Origin of the sequence: uncultured Granulicatella sp. (genome assembly GCF_938030755.1) — a bacterium.
GTDB lineage: Bacteria > Bacillota > Bacilli > Lactobacillales > Aerococcaceae > Granulicatella.
The window spans coordinates 1-16,575 of record NZ_CALHIF010000057.1; the positions used below are offsets into that span (position 1 = coordinate 1).

Annotated in this window: 11 protein-coding genes and 1 pseudogene; all 12 read left to right on the forward strand. The window is 36.6% G+C overall.

Features of this window, described 5'->3' with window-relative positions; translation table 11 throughout:
• On the forward strand, positions 1-279 hold a 279-nt coding region (locus tag Q0594_RS05775; RefSeq protein ID WP_298730423.1), incomplete at its 5' end, for an OadG family protein.
• Positions 280-648: a biotin/lipoyl-containing protein gene (locus Q0594_RS05780; RefSeq protein WP_298730425.1), complete on the forward strand. Its 369-nt coding sequence runs from the start codon at positions 280-282 to the stop codon at positions 646-648.
• A gap of 13 nt (positions 649-661) precedes the next feature.
• Positions 662-1,789: a sodium ion-translocating decarboxylase subunit beta gene (locus Q0594_RS05785; RefSeq protein WP_298730427.1), complete on the forward strand. Its 1,128-nt coding sequence runs from the start codon at positions 662-664 to the stop codon at positions 1,787-1,789.
• A 79-nt stretch (positions 1,790-1,868) separates the two neighbouring features.
• Positions 1,869-3,227: a DEAD/DEAH box helicase family protein gene (locus Q0594_RS05790; RefSeq protein ID WP_298730429.1), complete on the forward strand. Its 1,359-nt coding sequence runs from the start codon at positions 1,869-1,871 to the stop codon at positions 3,225-3,227.
• 149 nt (positions 3,228-3,376) lie between these two features.
• The gene (locus tag Q0594_RS05795; RefSeq protein ID WP_298730431.1) at positions 3,377-3,904 is read left to right on the forward strand and encodes a phosphoribosyltransferase family protein; all 528 of its coding nucleotides are present in this window, start codon (positions 3,377-3,379) and stop codon (positions 3,902-3,904) included.
• Between the two features lie 293 nt (positions 3,905-4,197).
• A pseudogene (locus Q0594_RS05800) lies at positions 4,198-4,392 on the forward strand (IS3 family transposase); the annotation flags it as partial.
• Between the two features lie 582 nt (positions 4,393-4,974).
• A complete protein-coding gene (locus Q0594_RS05805; protein ID WP_298730433.1) occupies positions 4,975-7,500 on the forward strand; it encodes a Cna B-type domain-containing protein in 2,526 nt (841 codons plus the stop codon).
• Positions 7,501-7,786: 286 nt separating this feature from the next.
• Complete coding sequence (locus tag Q0594_RS05810) at positions 7,787-9,916, forward strand: SHIRT domain-containing protein (RefSeq protein ID WP_298730435.1); 2,130 nt, start codon at positions 7,787-7,789, stop codon at positions 9,914-9,916.
• Positions 9,917-10,197: 281 nt separating this feature from the next.
• Entirely contained in the window at positions 10,198-11,424 is a 1,227-nt protein-coding gene (locus tag Q0594_RS05815; protein ID WP_298730437.1) for an SHIRT domain-containing protein, read from the forward strand.
• A gap of 454 nt (positions 11,425-11,878) precedes the next feature.
• Positions 11,879-12,421, forward strand: a complete 543-nt coding sequence (gene raiA / locus Q0594_RS05820; RefSeq protein WP_298730440.1) for a ribosome-associated translation inhibitor RaiA — start codon at positions 11,879-11,881, stop codon at positions 12,419-12,421.
• 175 nt (positions 12,422-12,596) lie between these two features.
• Positions 12,597-15,041 (forward strand): preprotein translocase subunit SecA, encoded by a 2,445-nt coding sequence (secA, locus tag Q0594_RS05825; protein WP_298730443.1) that lies wholly within the window; start codon positions 12,597-12,599, stop codon positions 15,039-15,041.
• A 54-nt stretch (positions 15,042-15,095) separates the two neighbouring features.
• A protein-coding gene (gene prfB / locus Q0594_RS05830; protein WP_298730445.1) for a peptide chain release factor 2 occupies positions 15,096-16,218 on the forward strand; the annotation gives its coding sequence in 2 pieces (ribosomal slippage) (positions 15,096-15,167 and positions 15,169-16,218; 1,122 coding nt in all).
• Positions 16,219-16,575: the final 357 nt, after the last annotated feature.

The following is a 16,575-nucleotide window of genomic DNA, read 5'->3' on the forward strand; positions in this document are numbered from 1 at the left end:
GTTTCAATGGGAATTGTGTTTGTGATGTTGACGATTCTAATGTTCCTCATGCAAGGAAGCTCTAAAATTATTCAAATATTGGAAACAAAGAGCCATCCTACAGCTGGTGTGGTAGGGAATCCAGTAAATCTGGCGCCCGAAACACCGAAAGATAATGGAACACTATTTGAAACGAATAAACTTGCTAGAGTAGCCGCATTAGTAGCTTTAACGAAAGCAAGTGCGGATGTACCAGACAAGCACTTTGAGATTGTATCGATTGAAAAGAAGGTGGACTAAATGAAAAAATATGAAGTAGAAGTAAATGGCGAAACATTTATCGTCTCACTAAAAGAAATTTCAAATGAAGAAGCAGCACAAAAATTAGCGGCTGCTCCAGCTCCTGCGCCTAGTGCTCCAATAGAAGAAAAGAAAGCTGCTCCAGCTCCAACAGGAGACGGTGAAGTAGTACCAGCTCCAATGGCAGGGATTGTATTATCGATCAACAAAAATGTCGGTGATGCAGTGAAAAAAGGAGATATACTTGTGATTTTAGAAGCCATGAAGATGGAAAATGAAATCCTTGCTCCTTGTGACGGTGTTGTGAAAGCAATTCATGTATCAAGTAATGAATCTGTCGAATCGAACCAACCACTCTTAACGATTTAGGAGGCGATGGTTTATGGAAGTCATTCAACAGTTGATTGAAACGAGCGGGCTCTATAACCTAACGATTCAAAATGTCATTATGTTAATTATTGCTTGCGTGTTTCTATATCTAGGGATTAAACGAGGGTATGAGCCATACTTAATGGTTCCGATTGCGTTCGGGATGCTCCTTGTAAACTTACCTTTAGCTGGATTAATGGATGCCCCTACAGAAAATGGCCCTGGTGGACTCTTGTATTACTTATATCAAGGAACAAACCTTGGTATTTATCCGCCGTTGATTTTCCTTTGTTTAGGTGCGTCAACCGACTTTGGACCGCTACTAGCTAATCCAAAAACAATCTTACTTGGTGGGGCAGCTCAATTCGGTATTTTCGTTGCATTCTTCCTTTCAGTAATGTGGGGAATGACACCGCAAGAAGCTGCTTCAGTAGGAATTATCGGGGGTGCGGATGGACCAACAGCCTTGTTCTTAACAACAAGACTGGCACCGCACTTATTACCAGCAATCGCCTTAGCAGCATACTCGTATATGGCGCTTGTGCCAATTATTCAACCGCCAATTATCCGTGCGCTGACAACGAAGAAAGAACGTCTTGTGAAGATGACAGAAAACCGTAAAGTGAGTGAAACGGAAAAAATTCTTTTCCCAATCATCGTTACGATTTTCGTCAGCTTATTAGTACCAAGTGCAACACCATTAGTAGGGTGCTTAATGCTCGGTAACTTAATTAAAGAAATTAAGGTAGTTCCAAACATTACAAAAGTTCTACAAAATGCGATGATGTACGGTGTTACTATTATTTTAGGATTAACCGTTGGAGCAAAAGCAACAGGGGAATTATTCTTATCGGTATCAACTCTTAAAATTACTTTATTAGGGTTAATCGCTTTTGCAGCCGGTACTGCGGCAGGGGTTATTATGGGTAAAGTCATGTACAAATTATCTGGTGGTAAGATTAATCCAATGATTGGTGCTGCGGGAGTATCTGCCGTACCAATGGCCGCCCGTGTTGTACAAAAAGAAGGACAAAGAGAAGACCCAAGTAATTATTTATTAATGCACGCAATGGGACCAAACGTAGCAGGTGTTATCGGTAGCGCGATTGCGGCAGGAGTATTACTCGCATTCTTCTCATAATAGAAGCACTCCTTTTAAACAAAAAAGAAGAAGAGAAATCTTCTTCTTTTTTTGCGTAGTTTAGAATGGGGTGGTGAAGATGGAAGAGACAGTTGGGCGCATCCGGGCAGTTTTTAAATCGATGCTAGGAGAGTGTAAAGTTTCTCCTAATGCAGTGCTAGATGTGGGAATTACAGTCAAGAATGGAAAGAAAGAGTGTAAATTTTGTGGGAATACAAATCCGCTGGAATTTGCGAAAGGGCCTTGTATCAACTGTGAATGCGGAGAATGTTGGTATTGCTTGAAGTGCATTGGAATGGGAAAGGTGAAGGCATGTAGTGTCGTAATAGCGACACCTGAAGAAGAGCAGCCTTTTCCTAAAAGAGAAGAAGCATTAGCGCACTATAAACATAAATTGAGTACAAAACAGGAACAGCTATCTTTGGAATGCTTGAATGTTGTAAAGCAAACAGGATTTCGCGAGCACCTACTTTGGGCAGTGACAGGTTCAGGAAAAACGGAGATGATTTTTGCAAGCATCGAATGGATGTTACAACATGGAAAGAGAGTCGCTATTGCAGCACCAAGAATTGATGTTTGCGTTGAACTAGCCCCGCGTTTAAAAGAAGCTTTTCCAACAGTTGAACAAAACGTCTTGCATTCGCAGGCTGAGGAAGGGTATAAGAGAGTGCCTCTTACAATTGCGACAACGCACCAGCTGCTCAGGTTCTACAGTGCATTTGATTTGGTTGTGATTGATGAGACAGATTCGTTTCCTTATCGGGATAATGAATTACTCATTCGGGCAGTGTATCGTGCGGTGAAAAAGAATGGATGTTTGCTGTATTTAACAGCAACACCTTCACAGGAACTAGAGAAAAGAATCAAACGAAAGGAGTTGTCGGTTTCTTTATTGCCGGAGCGGTATCACAAGAAACCACTAGTAGTACCAACGATGAGTTATACCGGGGATTTCGATAAAAAATTACGAAAGAAGAAGGTACCTAAACCTCTGTACCATTTCATCGAAGAGCATTTAAAAGCGGAGAAACGATTTTTGTTATTTGTACCGCGTATTACATTACTAAATCCGATAGAAGTAGCGCTTAGACGACAGTTTCCAAATGAAAAATTCGAGACGGTTAGTTCTAAAGAACCGTATCGGCAAGAAAGAATTGCACAAATGAGAGCAGGAAAGCTTGATTTTTTGGTCACGACCACCATTCTTGAACGAGGAGTGACTTTTCCGGGGGTGGATGTTTGCGTCATCAATGCTCACGAAGAGGAATTCTCAAGGGAAGTACTCGTGCAAATCGCTGGACGCGTTGGACGAACAGTAGAATGCCCAATTGGAGAAGTGGTGTATTTTCATAATGGAAAAACAAAAGCGATGGTTCAAGCTGTACGAGAAATCGAAGGCTTAAATCAACAAGCACTTCGAGGGAGGAAGTCCAAATGAAATGTTTATGGTGCGGAGAAGAAGTGGAACGAGCTCAGCCAATACTCTCATTTTTACTAGGAGCAAATAGAAAGTGTATTTGCGTTAATTGTGAACAGCCCTTTATGCAATTAAAACAACAACCTACTTGCCTTGAGTGTGGACGGCTGATGACAAAAGTAGAGGTTTGCCTGGATTGTCAAAAATGGCATCAAGTAAAAGGGGCGGTACTGTTAAAGAATACTGCCTTGTATGCTTATGACGAGGCGGGTCGAAAGTTTATGGAGTTATTCAAATTTGTGGGAGATACAAGAGTAACAGCGTTGGTCATAAAAGAGTTGAGACAAGAATTGCTGGGATATCAAAAGAAAGGATACGTTCTTTGTCCATTGCCGTCGTCCGAAGCGAGTCTAAAAAAGAGAGAATTCGAGACGATTCCAACCTTAGTGAAGCAGTGCTCTGTGACTACCGTTTCTCTTTTAGAGCATATTGGCAGTGGAAAGAAGCAATCCGAGAAGACAAGGCAGGAGCGTTTGCAGCTAAAACAACCTTTTAGGGTCAAAGAAGGAGTCTTGATTCCAAAAAAAGTCTTATTGGTGGACGATGTTTATACAACAGGCGCCACAATCCACCTGGCCGCAAAAGCGTTGAAGGAGATGGGTGTTGAAGAAGTGGAGTCTCTGACATTATTTAGATAAGAATAAAAAGTGTATCATGTATGATAAAAAATAAATCATTAAAACAGCCCAAGTAAAATTCTGCCTGGGTTGTTTGATGCTATTGAGTCATTGTTAGAATCTTGTAGTGACATATTGGTTAAGAGCGAGTAGGGTATTTGCCACATCTTCGGCAGTATAGTCAACAACCATTTGATGGATGGTTTCGCCTTCTTGTGTTGCAAGTGATCCAATTTGGAGTAAGTCTTCATAAGGAACAGAATCCAATTTTACGATGGTAAAGTAATTATACTGTTTTGGAATACTAGAATTTATGTAAAGAAAAAGGCGTTATCCGCAGTATATTCCGTAAGGGGACTTCCACAGATAATGCACCTATCGAAAGCTTCCATTCTTCCCTAAAGTGCGAAGCTTTTTACATAAAAGATAAAGTAATCACTTCCTCTTCTATTGTAATTTAAATTGTAGAAGATTACATCAAATATTATAATGAAAAGCGAATCCAATAAAAATTGGACTATCTGTCTCCGATTGCATATTGGGGACGGTATTCCTAGGATTTTTTATTAAATTTCCACTTTTTGGGCTCACTCCGTTAAACCTATGAGAAAAAAATGTTATATATGTATAATGATTGTGCTAAAATAAATATAACTTTTCATTTTTTGAATCGAATATAATTAAAGATTCTTGTTTATATCTCGGTGAGAATTAAAACTGCCATGCTTCCCCGTATTTATGGATAAGAAAATAAGAAGCTTATAGTATTGTTTCAACAATCAAAAACTCATTGGGCAAAGGAAAAATAAATCTATGTATCGAAATTAATACATGAAATTGATGAGTTGGTAGGGGAGTTTTATCATTTTGTTGGTAAGTATTTTTAATGAATTAACAGTTAGAATTTTTTATTAATTTGCTAATAATAATACTATTTATAATGATATAAAAGGGGAGAATAAGCTTGAGCGTTCCATTTGGAATAGATTATAAACAATTGAATAATATAATTTATTAGTTGATATCAATTGACAAATTTCAGATTATTGATATTATAATAATAAAAAAATAGAAATTATGGAGGTTTTTTTATGAACAAAAAAGTTCAAAAGAAAAGTGTTGTCACGTTCATTCTATCATTTTTAGCAGTGACCGTTATGACATTATTTGGAGGGAATGCAAACGCTCAAACGGCTGGTGATAATTTGAGCTTAGATAATGTCAGAATTACTTCATTTAAGATAATTGATGTACAAAATGGAAATAAAGAAATTGATTATCGAACAAGTGATAATTCGCAGTATGTTGATTATCAGAATGACCCTAGTAAATTCAGCAATGCTTTTAACGAAGGTCAAACTAATAGTATATTTAAGATACAATTATCTATTTCATATTCATCACAAGAACCGTTGAAAGAAGGCGATAAGCTTGTTATTCCGGCTTCATTAGATCGATATAGAGAAAATTTTGCTAGCAAACCATTATTGGATGGAACAAATCATCAAATTGGTTTTTGGGAATATAAAGATGGAAATATAGTAATTAATTTTTCAGGCGACTATATAAAGAATAATAGAGTTACTCAGTTTACTGCTTCATTTGAAACAGGTGAAACTAGTTTAGCGTATTCTGGTGGTGAAAGAACCACTAAATTTGGAGAAAGAAACGCAGAAACCGGAAAGTTAGGGAAACAAACATTTATAGTCGCTAGAGAAAAAGTCTATGTTCTTACAGACCATGTTAATAATTCACAAAATAATCTTGTAAAATATTCGAGTAGAGGTAGTGACTCAGTTTCGTCATGGAAGTTTAATATTGAATCTGATACTTTCAGAAAAACTGTAAACGGGGAAACACATTCATTTGTTAATCCATATATGTTAGAAAATAATGGAGCATATTCTCCAAAAGTTTTAACAGATATTTATCTCGAGGATACTATTTCAGGTGTTATTGAGACGCCACAACTTGTATCTATACATCCTTTTTTCTCTGGAATAGATGATGAAGGGAAGGTTGTCTCTGGATCATATGGTGCACAGCTTCCAGTATCAAAATTAAAATTAGTTCCACAAGGAGATAGAACAAAAGACGAAGTAAAGGCATCTCTTAATAAAGGCGAATATTCTATTTATGATAATAAGGATGGTAGCTATACCTTAATGCTTAAATGGTGGGATATGGATGATCCTAATGGTCCAACATATGATGATATCCCGGCTGTTAAAGGAGCTGGTGGAGTTGGTAATTACTTAAAAAATACTGAACCAACTATTTTTGGGGTCTTAAAACCAGAAACTATTCAAAAAATTAATGAGATTTATAAAGGAAAAGCAATTCAAAATGTATTTTTCTATTTATATACAAAACATGTTCCAGTTAAAGAAAAAACAGAAATTCCAAACACTGCGAAATTTGAAACAAAACAAACAGGTCTTGTTGAAAGAAAAGCGACAAGTGTTTTAACACCTTCTGCTGGAATTGCAGATGCTCCAGCTGACCCGCTATCGATTAAATTACTTAAAACAGATGTTAAAACAGGTAAAAATCTTTCTGAAGGATTTAAGTTTGAGTTACAAGTAAGCGATGATGGTACAACGTGGAATACGGTAGATGTTAATAATGAAATGATAGTTAAAGGGACTTTAAACTCTGATAAGACTTTAACCCCAAATGAAAGTGGAATTGTAGAAGTTAAAAGATTAATCAATGGAAAGAAATATCGATTCTTTGAGAAATTACAAGCTTCTGAGTATAAAAAAGTAATAGAAGATAATAGTAACCCGAATACTGCTAAAAATCCTACGGCAGCAAATTCTAGAGTAGTAGAAATTACTAATAATGGAACAGGGAAAGTTATTGTAATGTACAATCAACAAAAACCTGAAACAGTTTTAGTTGAAGGGTCAAAAACATGGGATGATTCAAATAATCAAGATGGAAAACGCCCATCTGAGATTACTATTAATTTATTAAAAAATGGACAAAAAGTAGCTTCTAAAACTGTAACAGAAGCAGATGGTTGGAAATGGAGTTTCGACAATTTAGATAAATACGAAAACGGAAAAGAAATCACTTATTCTATCGTTGAAGAACAAGTAGAATCTTATTCATCTAAAGTTGATGGCTATAATGTTACAAACTCTTATACTCCAGGAAAAACAAGTGTTCAAGTAACTAAGAAATGGGATGATGCTGATGATAAAGACGGCAAACGTCCAACTAGCGTAACAATTACACTTTACGCAAATGGTGAGAAAACGGATAAAACACTTGTATTAAATAAAGAAAATAATTGGACAGGAAGTTTTACAGAAGTAGATGAGTACAAAGCTGGTAAGAAGATTGACTATTCTGTTCAAGAAGAACCTGTTGGAAATGGATATGTAAGTGAAATTTCAGGGGATCAAGCAGGTGGATTTACAGTAACGAATACAAGAAAACCAGATGCCCCAGTGACGACAGAAACTCCAACAACTCCAGTAACTACGACAACTGAAGAGCGTGGAGAAGAATTACCAAATACAGGTACAACCGCTTCACTAGCAGTAATTGGATTCTTAGCATTGATTGGTGCAGGTGTCGTTTTGAGTGTAAGAACTAAGAAGGCGTAATTAGTTTTACTGTGAATCTTCACTCAAGTGTCGTGTTTATCTATTAATACTGATAAATAAGGTATAAAAGGAATTAAGCAATAACTATTGCTTAATTCCTTTTTGTTATATTTTAGCCAATTATTATCTAAAATTGTTTTGCTAAATTAGAATCTATCTATGATTAAAATATTAAATATTAACTCTCTTTGCTTTGTGTAATTTTTTATATTATAATTTTTATGTAAGTATTTAAGTAATTCATAATGTTTTTATTATTAGGCAAATAAGAAAGAGAGAATAATGTATGGTTAAACAAAATAATATATATAGAATTCGCAAATTAACAATTGGTGTGCCTTCAGCATTAATTGCAAGTGCTTTTATTTTAAGTAGTACTCTTATCTCAGCAGATGAGGTAACTACGACTCAAGAAAATGCTACTACGATGACAGAGGTAGTACCGATTCATCAAGCCGAATCTGCTACAACGTCTGCAGCTACGACAGAAGAGGCAACTACTTCAGATCATCTGTTCGAAAATGGAGCTACTAGAGAAGATGAAGGAGATGTTAACGAATTAATTAAAAATGCAAGATTTACAAATGATCCAGCAAACTTTAATGGAACAGTGACGTTTGTAACAAATCATGGAAATATAGATGTAAAATTTACAAATGGTACGGAATCGTTAAACCATACTGATATTGATGGTAATTCAGCCAATACAGGTGATTCTGGTCACGGGACGTCTAAAGCCTATTTTATCGGGTTTTCAAATGTTCCTAATTTCCGTAATAATCCAGGAGAAAAATTAGTTTACAGTTATGAAGCGATTCAAAACTTATTCCCTGAAGGATTAAAAGGTGGAGAAAAAGTATATGCTAAGTATTTAACAGCCACTGAAGCAATGTATTATTCTGGAAAGATGACTGGTAAAATAACGGTTAATAAGGAAAAAACAGCTGCTGAAATGTCTTATAATGAAGCGACAGTAAAAAAAGAAGTGGAAAATAATGAGGCTACTTATTATGCGGACGATGCTATAAAAGAAATTAATAATCTAAATATTGGAGCTGTCTTTGAAATGGATCCATTTACGACGGCAGTTCTTCGTTATTCTCCTAACCACTACTTCCAACCAGGAACGGCAGAATATTATCCAACAACAAATCCAGATGAGTATAATGATCCGACAAATAAAAACTATACTTATGTTGATTTGCATGTGAAATTAGATAGTAGAATTAAATTAGCTAAGGTATTAGATTTCACATTTAGTTCGTATACATTCCAACCACATATGATTCTCGATAAGAATAATCAAAAAATTGCGGCTACTTTTGAAACAAATAATACTAGCCCAGATTCAAGAATCACATTTGATACAACTTCACTGAATGGGGAAACTGAATTTACAATTCGTACACGCATTCGTCGTTTAGAAAATATGCAAGAAAATGTTGATTTGGCAACAGCTTCGCAACCAATGAAATTAACATCAAATAAGAAAGATAATTTCACAATTGATCGCAATACAGTGTTTAGTATTGCTAAAGGAGAAGAGGATGCTATTACTGCTGGTGGATCAATCGATGGCTCAGCTAAGTTATATAGTATGAGTATATTTGGATTTAAATTAGGAGGAATTTCTGCAATTCCTAAAACAACTTCTCCAATTGTTACTTATAATTATGCGTTCAATAAGGTGACATTTGATCGTAATTCTTCAGCTTTTGAAAATGGAGTAGAACAAACAGTTGGAACAGTTAATGTTGTCCATAATAAATCGATTTCTTCTGATGAATTGAATACAAATACTCAACCAGATATGAATACTATTGGGGATTCTATGCCTGTAACTCCATCAAATGTAATTGTGAATGGAAAAGAATATAAATTTAAAGAGTGGAATACTCAAGCAGACGGTCAAGGACAAGCATTTTCAGATAGCACTGTTGTTTCAGAAGATATGACAGTATATGGCATTTGGGAAGAAGTAGTTTATCATGTAACCTATCGATTCGAAAGTACAACTGCTGGAAAATCATTGCCGCAAGCTATTAATGACTTACTTCCTACAGATAATGTACAATACAATAATAATGAACAAGTAACGCCAATAGATCCAGCAAAATCTATAGTAGATAATGAAAATGGGCAATGGAAATTCTTGGGATACGTACCTGCTTCAGCGACGATTCAAGGTGCAGATGTTGAGTTTGTTGGTCAATGGGCTTATGAAGAAAAAGTAGCTCCAACACCAACACCAGATCCAAAGCCAACTCCTGGAACTGAAAAGAAACCTTCTACTGTAGAAGAAAGTAAGAAAGAGGAATTACCAAATACTGGTGTTAGTACTTCTCTAACCTGGTATGGATTAATTATGTTTTTACTAGGGATGGGTACATTAGGAATAAAGAAAAAGAAAAGATAATTTTTTAGATGTATCAATAAGAATCATTTAATAAAATAGCTTTTTATCAACTCATATTGATAAACGGGTTTAGAAAGGAATTAAGTAACAGATTGTGCTTAATTCCTTTTGTATAGTGGACAATATTTTTACCTCTAAAGCGGTATTAGGTATTTAACGAATTAGGGAAAAAGGCAATGGATAGATAAGGTGGATAAGTTATGCTTTCAATTTCCTTGTAAAGGAACAAGCGTTGAAAACGCTTTATTTCTATGCTATAATATACCTTGAGGTGAGAGACTATGCACAATAATCTATTAAAAAAAACAGTGTTTAAATTTAATAAAGTTGGAATGTTTTTGACTGTTGTAGTGGTAATATTTACTTTTATGGTTTACAAGGGAGTCGCCTTTGCTAGTGAAAAAGAATTATCTGATAATTCTACAGTAAAGAATAGTGCAAACTACACCTTGCTGGCCGAAGGAACTCATAAAGTAACTTTTGATAAGAATAGTTTATCTATTGAAAAATATGAGCCTCAAAATTGGGGAACGGTGGTTGTTGAACATAATAAATCAATTAAAGACGATGATCTTAATAAAGGTATTCGTCCAACTGAGACGGAAATTGGAGATACAATGCCCTGGGATCCGCCATCAATACTGATGAGTAAGCTAATAGGCCATTCCTATTTAATCTATAGATTCACGGGATGGAATACTAAGCCAGATGGCAGCGGAGAGGATTTCACCCAAGATACCATTGTTACTGAGGATATGACGGTTTATGGGACATGGAAGTTGGATATTAGGGTTTATGACGGAATTACACCCGATTTTAAATATGCGTATTATCGTTTTGAAAGCGTCACTCCAGAAAAGCAATTGCCGGAAGAGGTGAATCAGTTTCTTCCAGTTGATAATCAATGGTATAGAAAGGGGAATATTGCTAAGGCTAAGCCACCGTATCAGGATAAAGTGGAGAGTGATGATGGGATTTGGAGCTTTTTAGGCTATACTTTTAATTCAATAGTGATTGATGAAGCGGATGTTACGTTTGTCGGTCAGTGGAAATATAATGCAAACGAATATAGTGTGTCTTATGAATTCAAGAGTGGGACACCTAATAAGGCTCTACCAGATTCGGTAAACACTTTATTGCCAAAAGACATGAATAAATATGTTACGACAGATAAAGTACAGGCAATCCATCCAAGTGAAACGAAAATTGAGGATCCAGTATTAGATGGTGTGTGGACGTTTCAAGGTTATGATGAAGAAACAAAAATAATCAATAAAGCAAATGTAAGCTTTATTGGAGAATGGACTTTTGAGAAGAGAACGGCATCGACTACGGAGGAGAGCACGACACAGGAAACAACACAGGAAGTGTCTCAAGATACGACGGTTAATAATCCCCCTAAAGATGAAGAGTTGCCTAATACGGGGACAGCATCTTCGTTAATAGGAGTAGGGAGTGTTTTTATGTTATCTAGTATGGCAATCGTTAGATTAAAGAAAAGGGAATAAAATCTTACATTCAAAGAGATTTGGTAGATAGCATAATATTTTTATAAAATGAACATGAAGGGAATTAAGCGATGGTTTGTTGTTTAATTGGCCCTTTGTCAAATAGTGTTGATGAAGAATTTTAGGAAGGGATTAAGCAACTAATTGTTGCTTAATTCCTTTTTGTATAGGGAAGGTGATATTTAAATCTTTGGACTATAATTTTGTAGAATTCGTATACGTATACTACAAAATGCAATACGATTCATCAAAATAAGTATAAAAAGTTAAAGAAAAGTTCTTCAAAATAAAGATTTTCCTTACCAATTCTTAATGAAAGAGGATTTGAAAACGGTTGTAAAAACAAGGGCCATGCTTTATAATAAAACTATAGAAATCAAACGAAGCAATTCCTAAGAGTGGTCCTTAGGGTATTTCTTCAAATCTGGTTTTCCAGATGAAAGGGGAGAGTATTATGTTTAAATATAATATCCGTGGAGAAAATATTGAGGTCACAGAAGCGATTCGTCAATACGCAGAAAAGAAAATTAGCAAACTTGAAAAGTATTTTACTGACGTAGCTAATGCGACTGCTTACGTTAACTTAAAAGTCTACACTGAAAAGACTGCAAAAGTTGAGGTAACAATTCCACTTCCTTATTTAGTTCTACGTGCTGAGGAAACTTCAATTGATTTATATGGAAGTATTGACTTAGTAGTAGACAAACTGGAAAGACAAGTTCGTAAACATAAAACAAAAATCAATCGTAAATCTCGCGAAAAAGGATTCGATATTGTGTTACCACCACTTCCAGAAGTGACTGAAGAGGAGGAAACAGGATTAGAAATCGTTCGTACAAAACGAATTGATTTGAAACCAATGGATAGCGAAGAAGCTGTTCTTCAAATGAACATGTTAGGACATAACTTCTTTATCTATCAAGATGCTGAAACGAACGAAACAAACATTGTTTACCGTCGTAAAGATGGAAAATATGGTTTGATTGAAACAAATTAATAAAAAATCGGGTGACTTTGAAAAAAGTCACCTTTTTTTGCTTTCTTAATTAGCTAAACAATGGTAAAATAAATAAGATGCAATAGGTGTAGCCACCTATTTGTAGTACTTTTATTAGATTTAAAATGTTCACCGATTTAAAAACAGTGGTGAAAATAAAAAAGGAGTTAATTAAATGGCAAATTTTTTGAGACAGTTAGTTGAAAATGATAAGCGCGAATTACGCCGTTTAGGGAAATTAGCGGATAAAGTAATTGCGTTAGAATCTCAAATGGCTGCATTAGAAGATGCTGATTTTCCAGTAAAAACTGAAGAATTTAAAGAGAGATATGCTAAAGGGGAAAGTTTAGATGCTCTTCTTCCTGAAGCTTTCGCGTTAGTACGTGAAGGGGCTAAACGTGTATTAGGCTTATTCCCATATAAAGTTCAAATCATGGGTGGGATTACACTTCATGATGGGAATATTGCAGAGATGCGTACTGGTGAAGGGAAAACATTAACAGCGACAATGCCTGTATATTTAAACGCATTATCAGGCGATGGGGTTCACGTAGTTACAGTTAACGAATACTTAGCAAGTCGTGACGCACGCGAAATGGGTGAGTTATACAACTTCTTAGGTTTGACTGTAGGATTGAACTTAACAGGAATGTCTTCAGAAGAAAAACGTGCAGCTTATGCTAGTGATATCACTTATAGCACAAACAGTGAATTAGGATTTGACTACTTACGTGACAACATGGTGGTTTACAAATCACAAATGGTACAACGTCCATTGAACTACGCAGTTGTCGATGAAACAGACTCAATCTTAATCGACGAAGCGCGTACGCCATTGATCATTTCAGGACAAGCTGAAAAATCAACAGTATTATACCAACGTGCAGATATGTTTGTTAAAGGCTTAAAAGAGGAAGAAGATTACACAATCGACTTAACTTCTAAAACAATCTCATTAACAGACGAAGGGATTAACAAAGCGGAACAAACATTCCGCCTACCAAACCTTTACGATGTTGATAATGCAGCACTTGTGCACCATATCGACCAAGCTTTACGTGCCAACTACATTATGTTACGCGACATCGACTATGTAGTGGATGAAGGTAAAGTTAAAATCGTTGATGGATTTACTGGACGTATCATGGAAGGTCGTCGTTACTCAGATGGTCTTCACCAAGCGATTGAAGCTAAAGAAGGCGTTGAAGTTGAAAACGAATCTAAGACAATGGCGACAATCACTTACCAAAACTACTTCCGTATGTATCGTAAATTGTCAGGAATGACAGGGACTGCCAAGACTGAAGAAGAAGAATTCAGAGAAATTTACAACATGAACGTTGTAGCTATTCCGACAAACCGACCAATTCAACGTGTTGACGGACAAGACTTAATTTATCCATCTCTACGTAGTAAATTTAGAGCAGTTGTTAACGATATTAAACAACGTCATGAAGTTGGACAACCGATCCTTGTAGGGACTGTCGCAGTTGAAACAAGTGAATTGATTTCGAACTTACTACGCGAAGAAGGAATTCCTCACGAAGTACTAAACGCGAAAAACCACTTTAAAGAAGCAGAAATTATCATGTCAGCAGGTCAACGTGGCGCTGTAACAATCGCGACAAACATGGCCGGACGTGGTACTGACATTAAACTTGGTAAAGGCGTGAAAGAACTAGGTGGACTTTGCGTAATCGGAACAGAACGTCACGAAAGCCGTCGTATCGATAACCAATTACGTGGACGTAGTGGACGTCAAGGGGATCCAGGTGCAACACAATTCTACCTTTCATTAGAAGATGATCTAATGAAACGTTTTGGTGGAGAAAAGATGCAAGCTATCTGGGAACGTCTAAATTTAACAGATGAAGAAGATGATAACTTCATCCAAAGTAAGATGTTAACCAAACAAGTTGAGTCGTCACAAAAACGTGTTGAAGGAAACAACTACGATACACGTAAAAGTGTCCTAGAGTACGATGAAGTAATGCGTGAACAACGTGAAATCATCTACTCTCAACGTTTACAAATTATCAATGAAGAGAAATCTCTTGAAAATGTAACTAAAGGGATGATTCGTCGTACTATCCATCGTGTAGTGGAAAGTCATACTTTAGCGGATCAAAAGGAATGGAATTTAGAAGGCTTAGTAGACTTTGCACACAATGCAATTTGTGCGCCAGACGAAATTTCGTTAAGTGATTTTGAAGGAAAAACAGCTGCTGAAATCGAAGAAATATTATACGAAAAAGCAATGGAAATCTACAAAGAAAAACAAGAGCAATTGAACGGTGACGATCAAATGCTTGAGTTCGAAAAAGTGGTTATTTTACGTGTAGTGGATCGTAAGTGGACAGACCACATTGATGACATGGACCAATTACGTCAAAGTGTTGGTTTACGTGGATATGCACAAATCGATCCATTAACGGAGTACCAAACTGAAGGATACGAAAGATTCCAACAAATGATTGCTGAAATTGACTATGATGTAACACGTATCTTGATGAAATCTCAAATTCGTCAAAACTTACAACGTGAACAAGTTCAAGGAGTTCGTAGTGTAGTGGCAACAGGTCACGATAGAACTTCTGATGACGATTCAGAAAAAGCTTAATAAATGAGGGAGACGGCGAAGTATTTCGCCGTTTTCTTTTAGAAAGAGGTCAATATGGAAATTAGTGAAATTAGAAATGCTCTTGAAGCCATGAATGAGCAAATTATCAGCTATAGGAGGTCTCTTTGACTTAGATCGCCTAGAAGAAGATATCGCTGCTTACGAGCAAGAAATGTCAGAACCATCATTTTGGGATGATAGCGAAAAAGCGAACCAAGTCATTCAAAAGAATAATGAATTAAAGTCAATTTATGATACTTTCCATAAAATGGAATTAGCGCATGAAGAGACAGGTTTGTTATTTGAAATGTATAAAGAAGAACCAGATGAAGAAGTGCATGCGGAAATCGTTGAGGCGATTCGCTCTCTTAAGAAGGACTTACAACAGTACGAATTAAGTATGTTACTGAATGGTCCACATGATAAGAACAGTGCCATCTTAGAAATTCACCCAGGAGCTGGTGGTACGGAATCGCAAGACTGGGGAAGTATGCTGCTTCGTATGTATATGCGTTGGGCTGAAAAGCATGGTTATAGAGTCGAAACAGTGGACTACCAAGACGGGGATGAAGCAGGGATTAAATCTGTAACCTTGTCGATTGAAGGGTTAAATGCTTACGGGTACTTACGCTCTGAAAAAGGGGTGCATCGTCTCGTTCGTATTTCACCATTCGATGCGGCTGGAAAGCGTCATACATCATTCTGTTCAGTGGATGTCGTTCCGCAAATGGATGGAGATATTGATATTGAAATTAATCCAGATGACTTAAAAGTAGATGTGTATCGTGCAAGTGGTGCCGGTGGACAACATATCAATAAGACGTCTTCTGCGGTACGTATTACGCATATTCCAACTGGAATCGTGACGCAGAGTCAAGCTCAACGATCTCAATTTAAAAACAAAGATCAAGCAATGGCGATGTTAAAGGCGAAATTATTCCAATTAGAAGAAGAGAAGAAGGCGGCAGAACTAGCTGCTATCCGTGGAGAGCAAAAAGATATCGCTTGGGGTTCTCAAATTCGAAATTATGTCTTCCATCCTTATTCAATGGTAAAAGACTTACGTTCTGGATATGAGACTGGAAATATTGGTGCGGTGATGGATGGAGATTTGGATCCGTTTATGGATGCGTACTTAAAATGGACGATTGAGGGAACGAAAGCAACTGAAGAATAATAGTAGAAAACACCCAGTGAGAGCTGGGTGTTTTACTGTTGGAAGGCAAATTGTTTTAAGTTCGTTTTAAGTAACAGTATTATTATTGGGTGAAACTTCCGTATCCTGAGTAGTTGAACTCGCCATCGCAGAAATGGCGTGCGTTTCCCGAAATATCCGCACGGCTGTCCCAGCCGCTTACGGTATTCCGGTCCAACGTTCCATTTCTGGGCGCGATGGCTCGTATCCTGTAGTTGATCTCGGAAAAGCAGAAACGGCGTCCACTTCCCAACTCATACGCACATCGTTTTTAACGATGCTTGCGTTGGTTTGGTCCAGTGGTCGATTTCTACCCGCGAAGACTCACATCCTATCGTT

Bases quoted from the DNA above. Each gene is read 5' to 3' on its own strand.
- Q0594_RS05780 (WP_298730425.1), top strand. From the start codon at position 280: ATGAAAAAATATGAAGTAGAAGTAAATGGCGAAACATTTATCGTCTCA.
- Q0594_RS05815 (WP_298730437.1), top strand. From the start codon at position 10,198: ATGCACAATAATCTATTAAAAAAAACAGTGTTTAAATTTAATAAAGTT.
- Q0594_RS05790 (WP_298730429.1), top strand. From the start codon at position 1,869: ATGGAAGAGACAGTTGGGCGCATCCGGGCAGTTTTTAAATCGATGCTA.
- secA (WP_298730443.1), top strand. From the start codon at position 12,597: ATGGCAAATTTTTTGAGACAGTTAGTTGAAAATGATAAGCGCGAATTA.
- Q0594_RS05805 (WP_298730433.1), top strand. From the start codon at position 4,975: ATGAACAAAAAAGTTCAAAAGAAAAGTGTTGTCACGTTCATTCTATCA.
- Q0594_RS05785 (WP_298730427.1), top strand. From the start codon at position 662: ATGGAAGTCATTCAACAGTTGATTGAAACGAGCGGGCTCTATAACCTA.
- raiA (WP_298730440.1), top strand. From the start codon at position 11,879: ATGTTTAAATATAATATCCGTGGAGAAAATATTGAGGTCACAGAAGCG.
- Q0594_RS05810 (WP_298730435.1), top strand. From the start codon at position 7,787: ATGGTTAAACAAAATAATATATATAGAATTCGCAAATTAACAATTGGT.
- Q0594_RS05795 (WP_298730431.1), top strand. From the start codon at position 3,377: ATGACAAAAGTAGAGGTTTGCCTGGATTGTCAAAAATGGCATCAAGTA.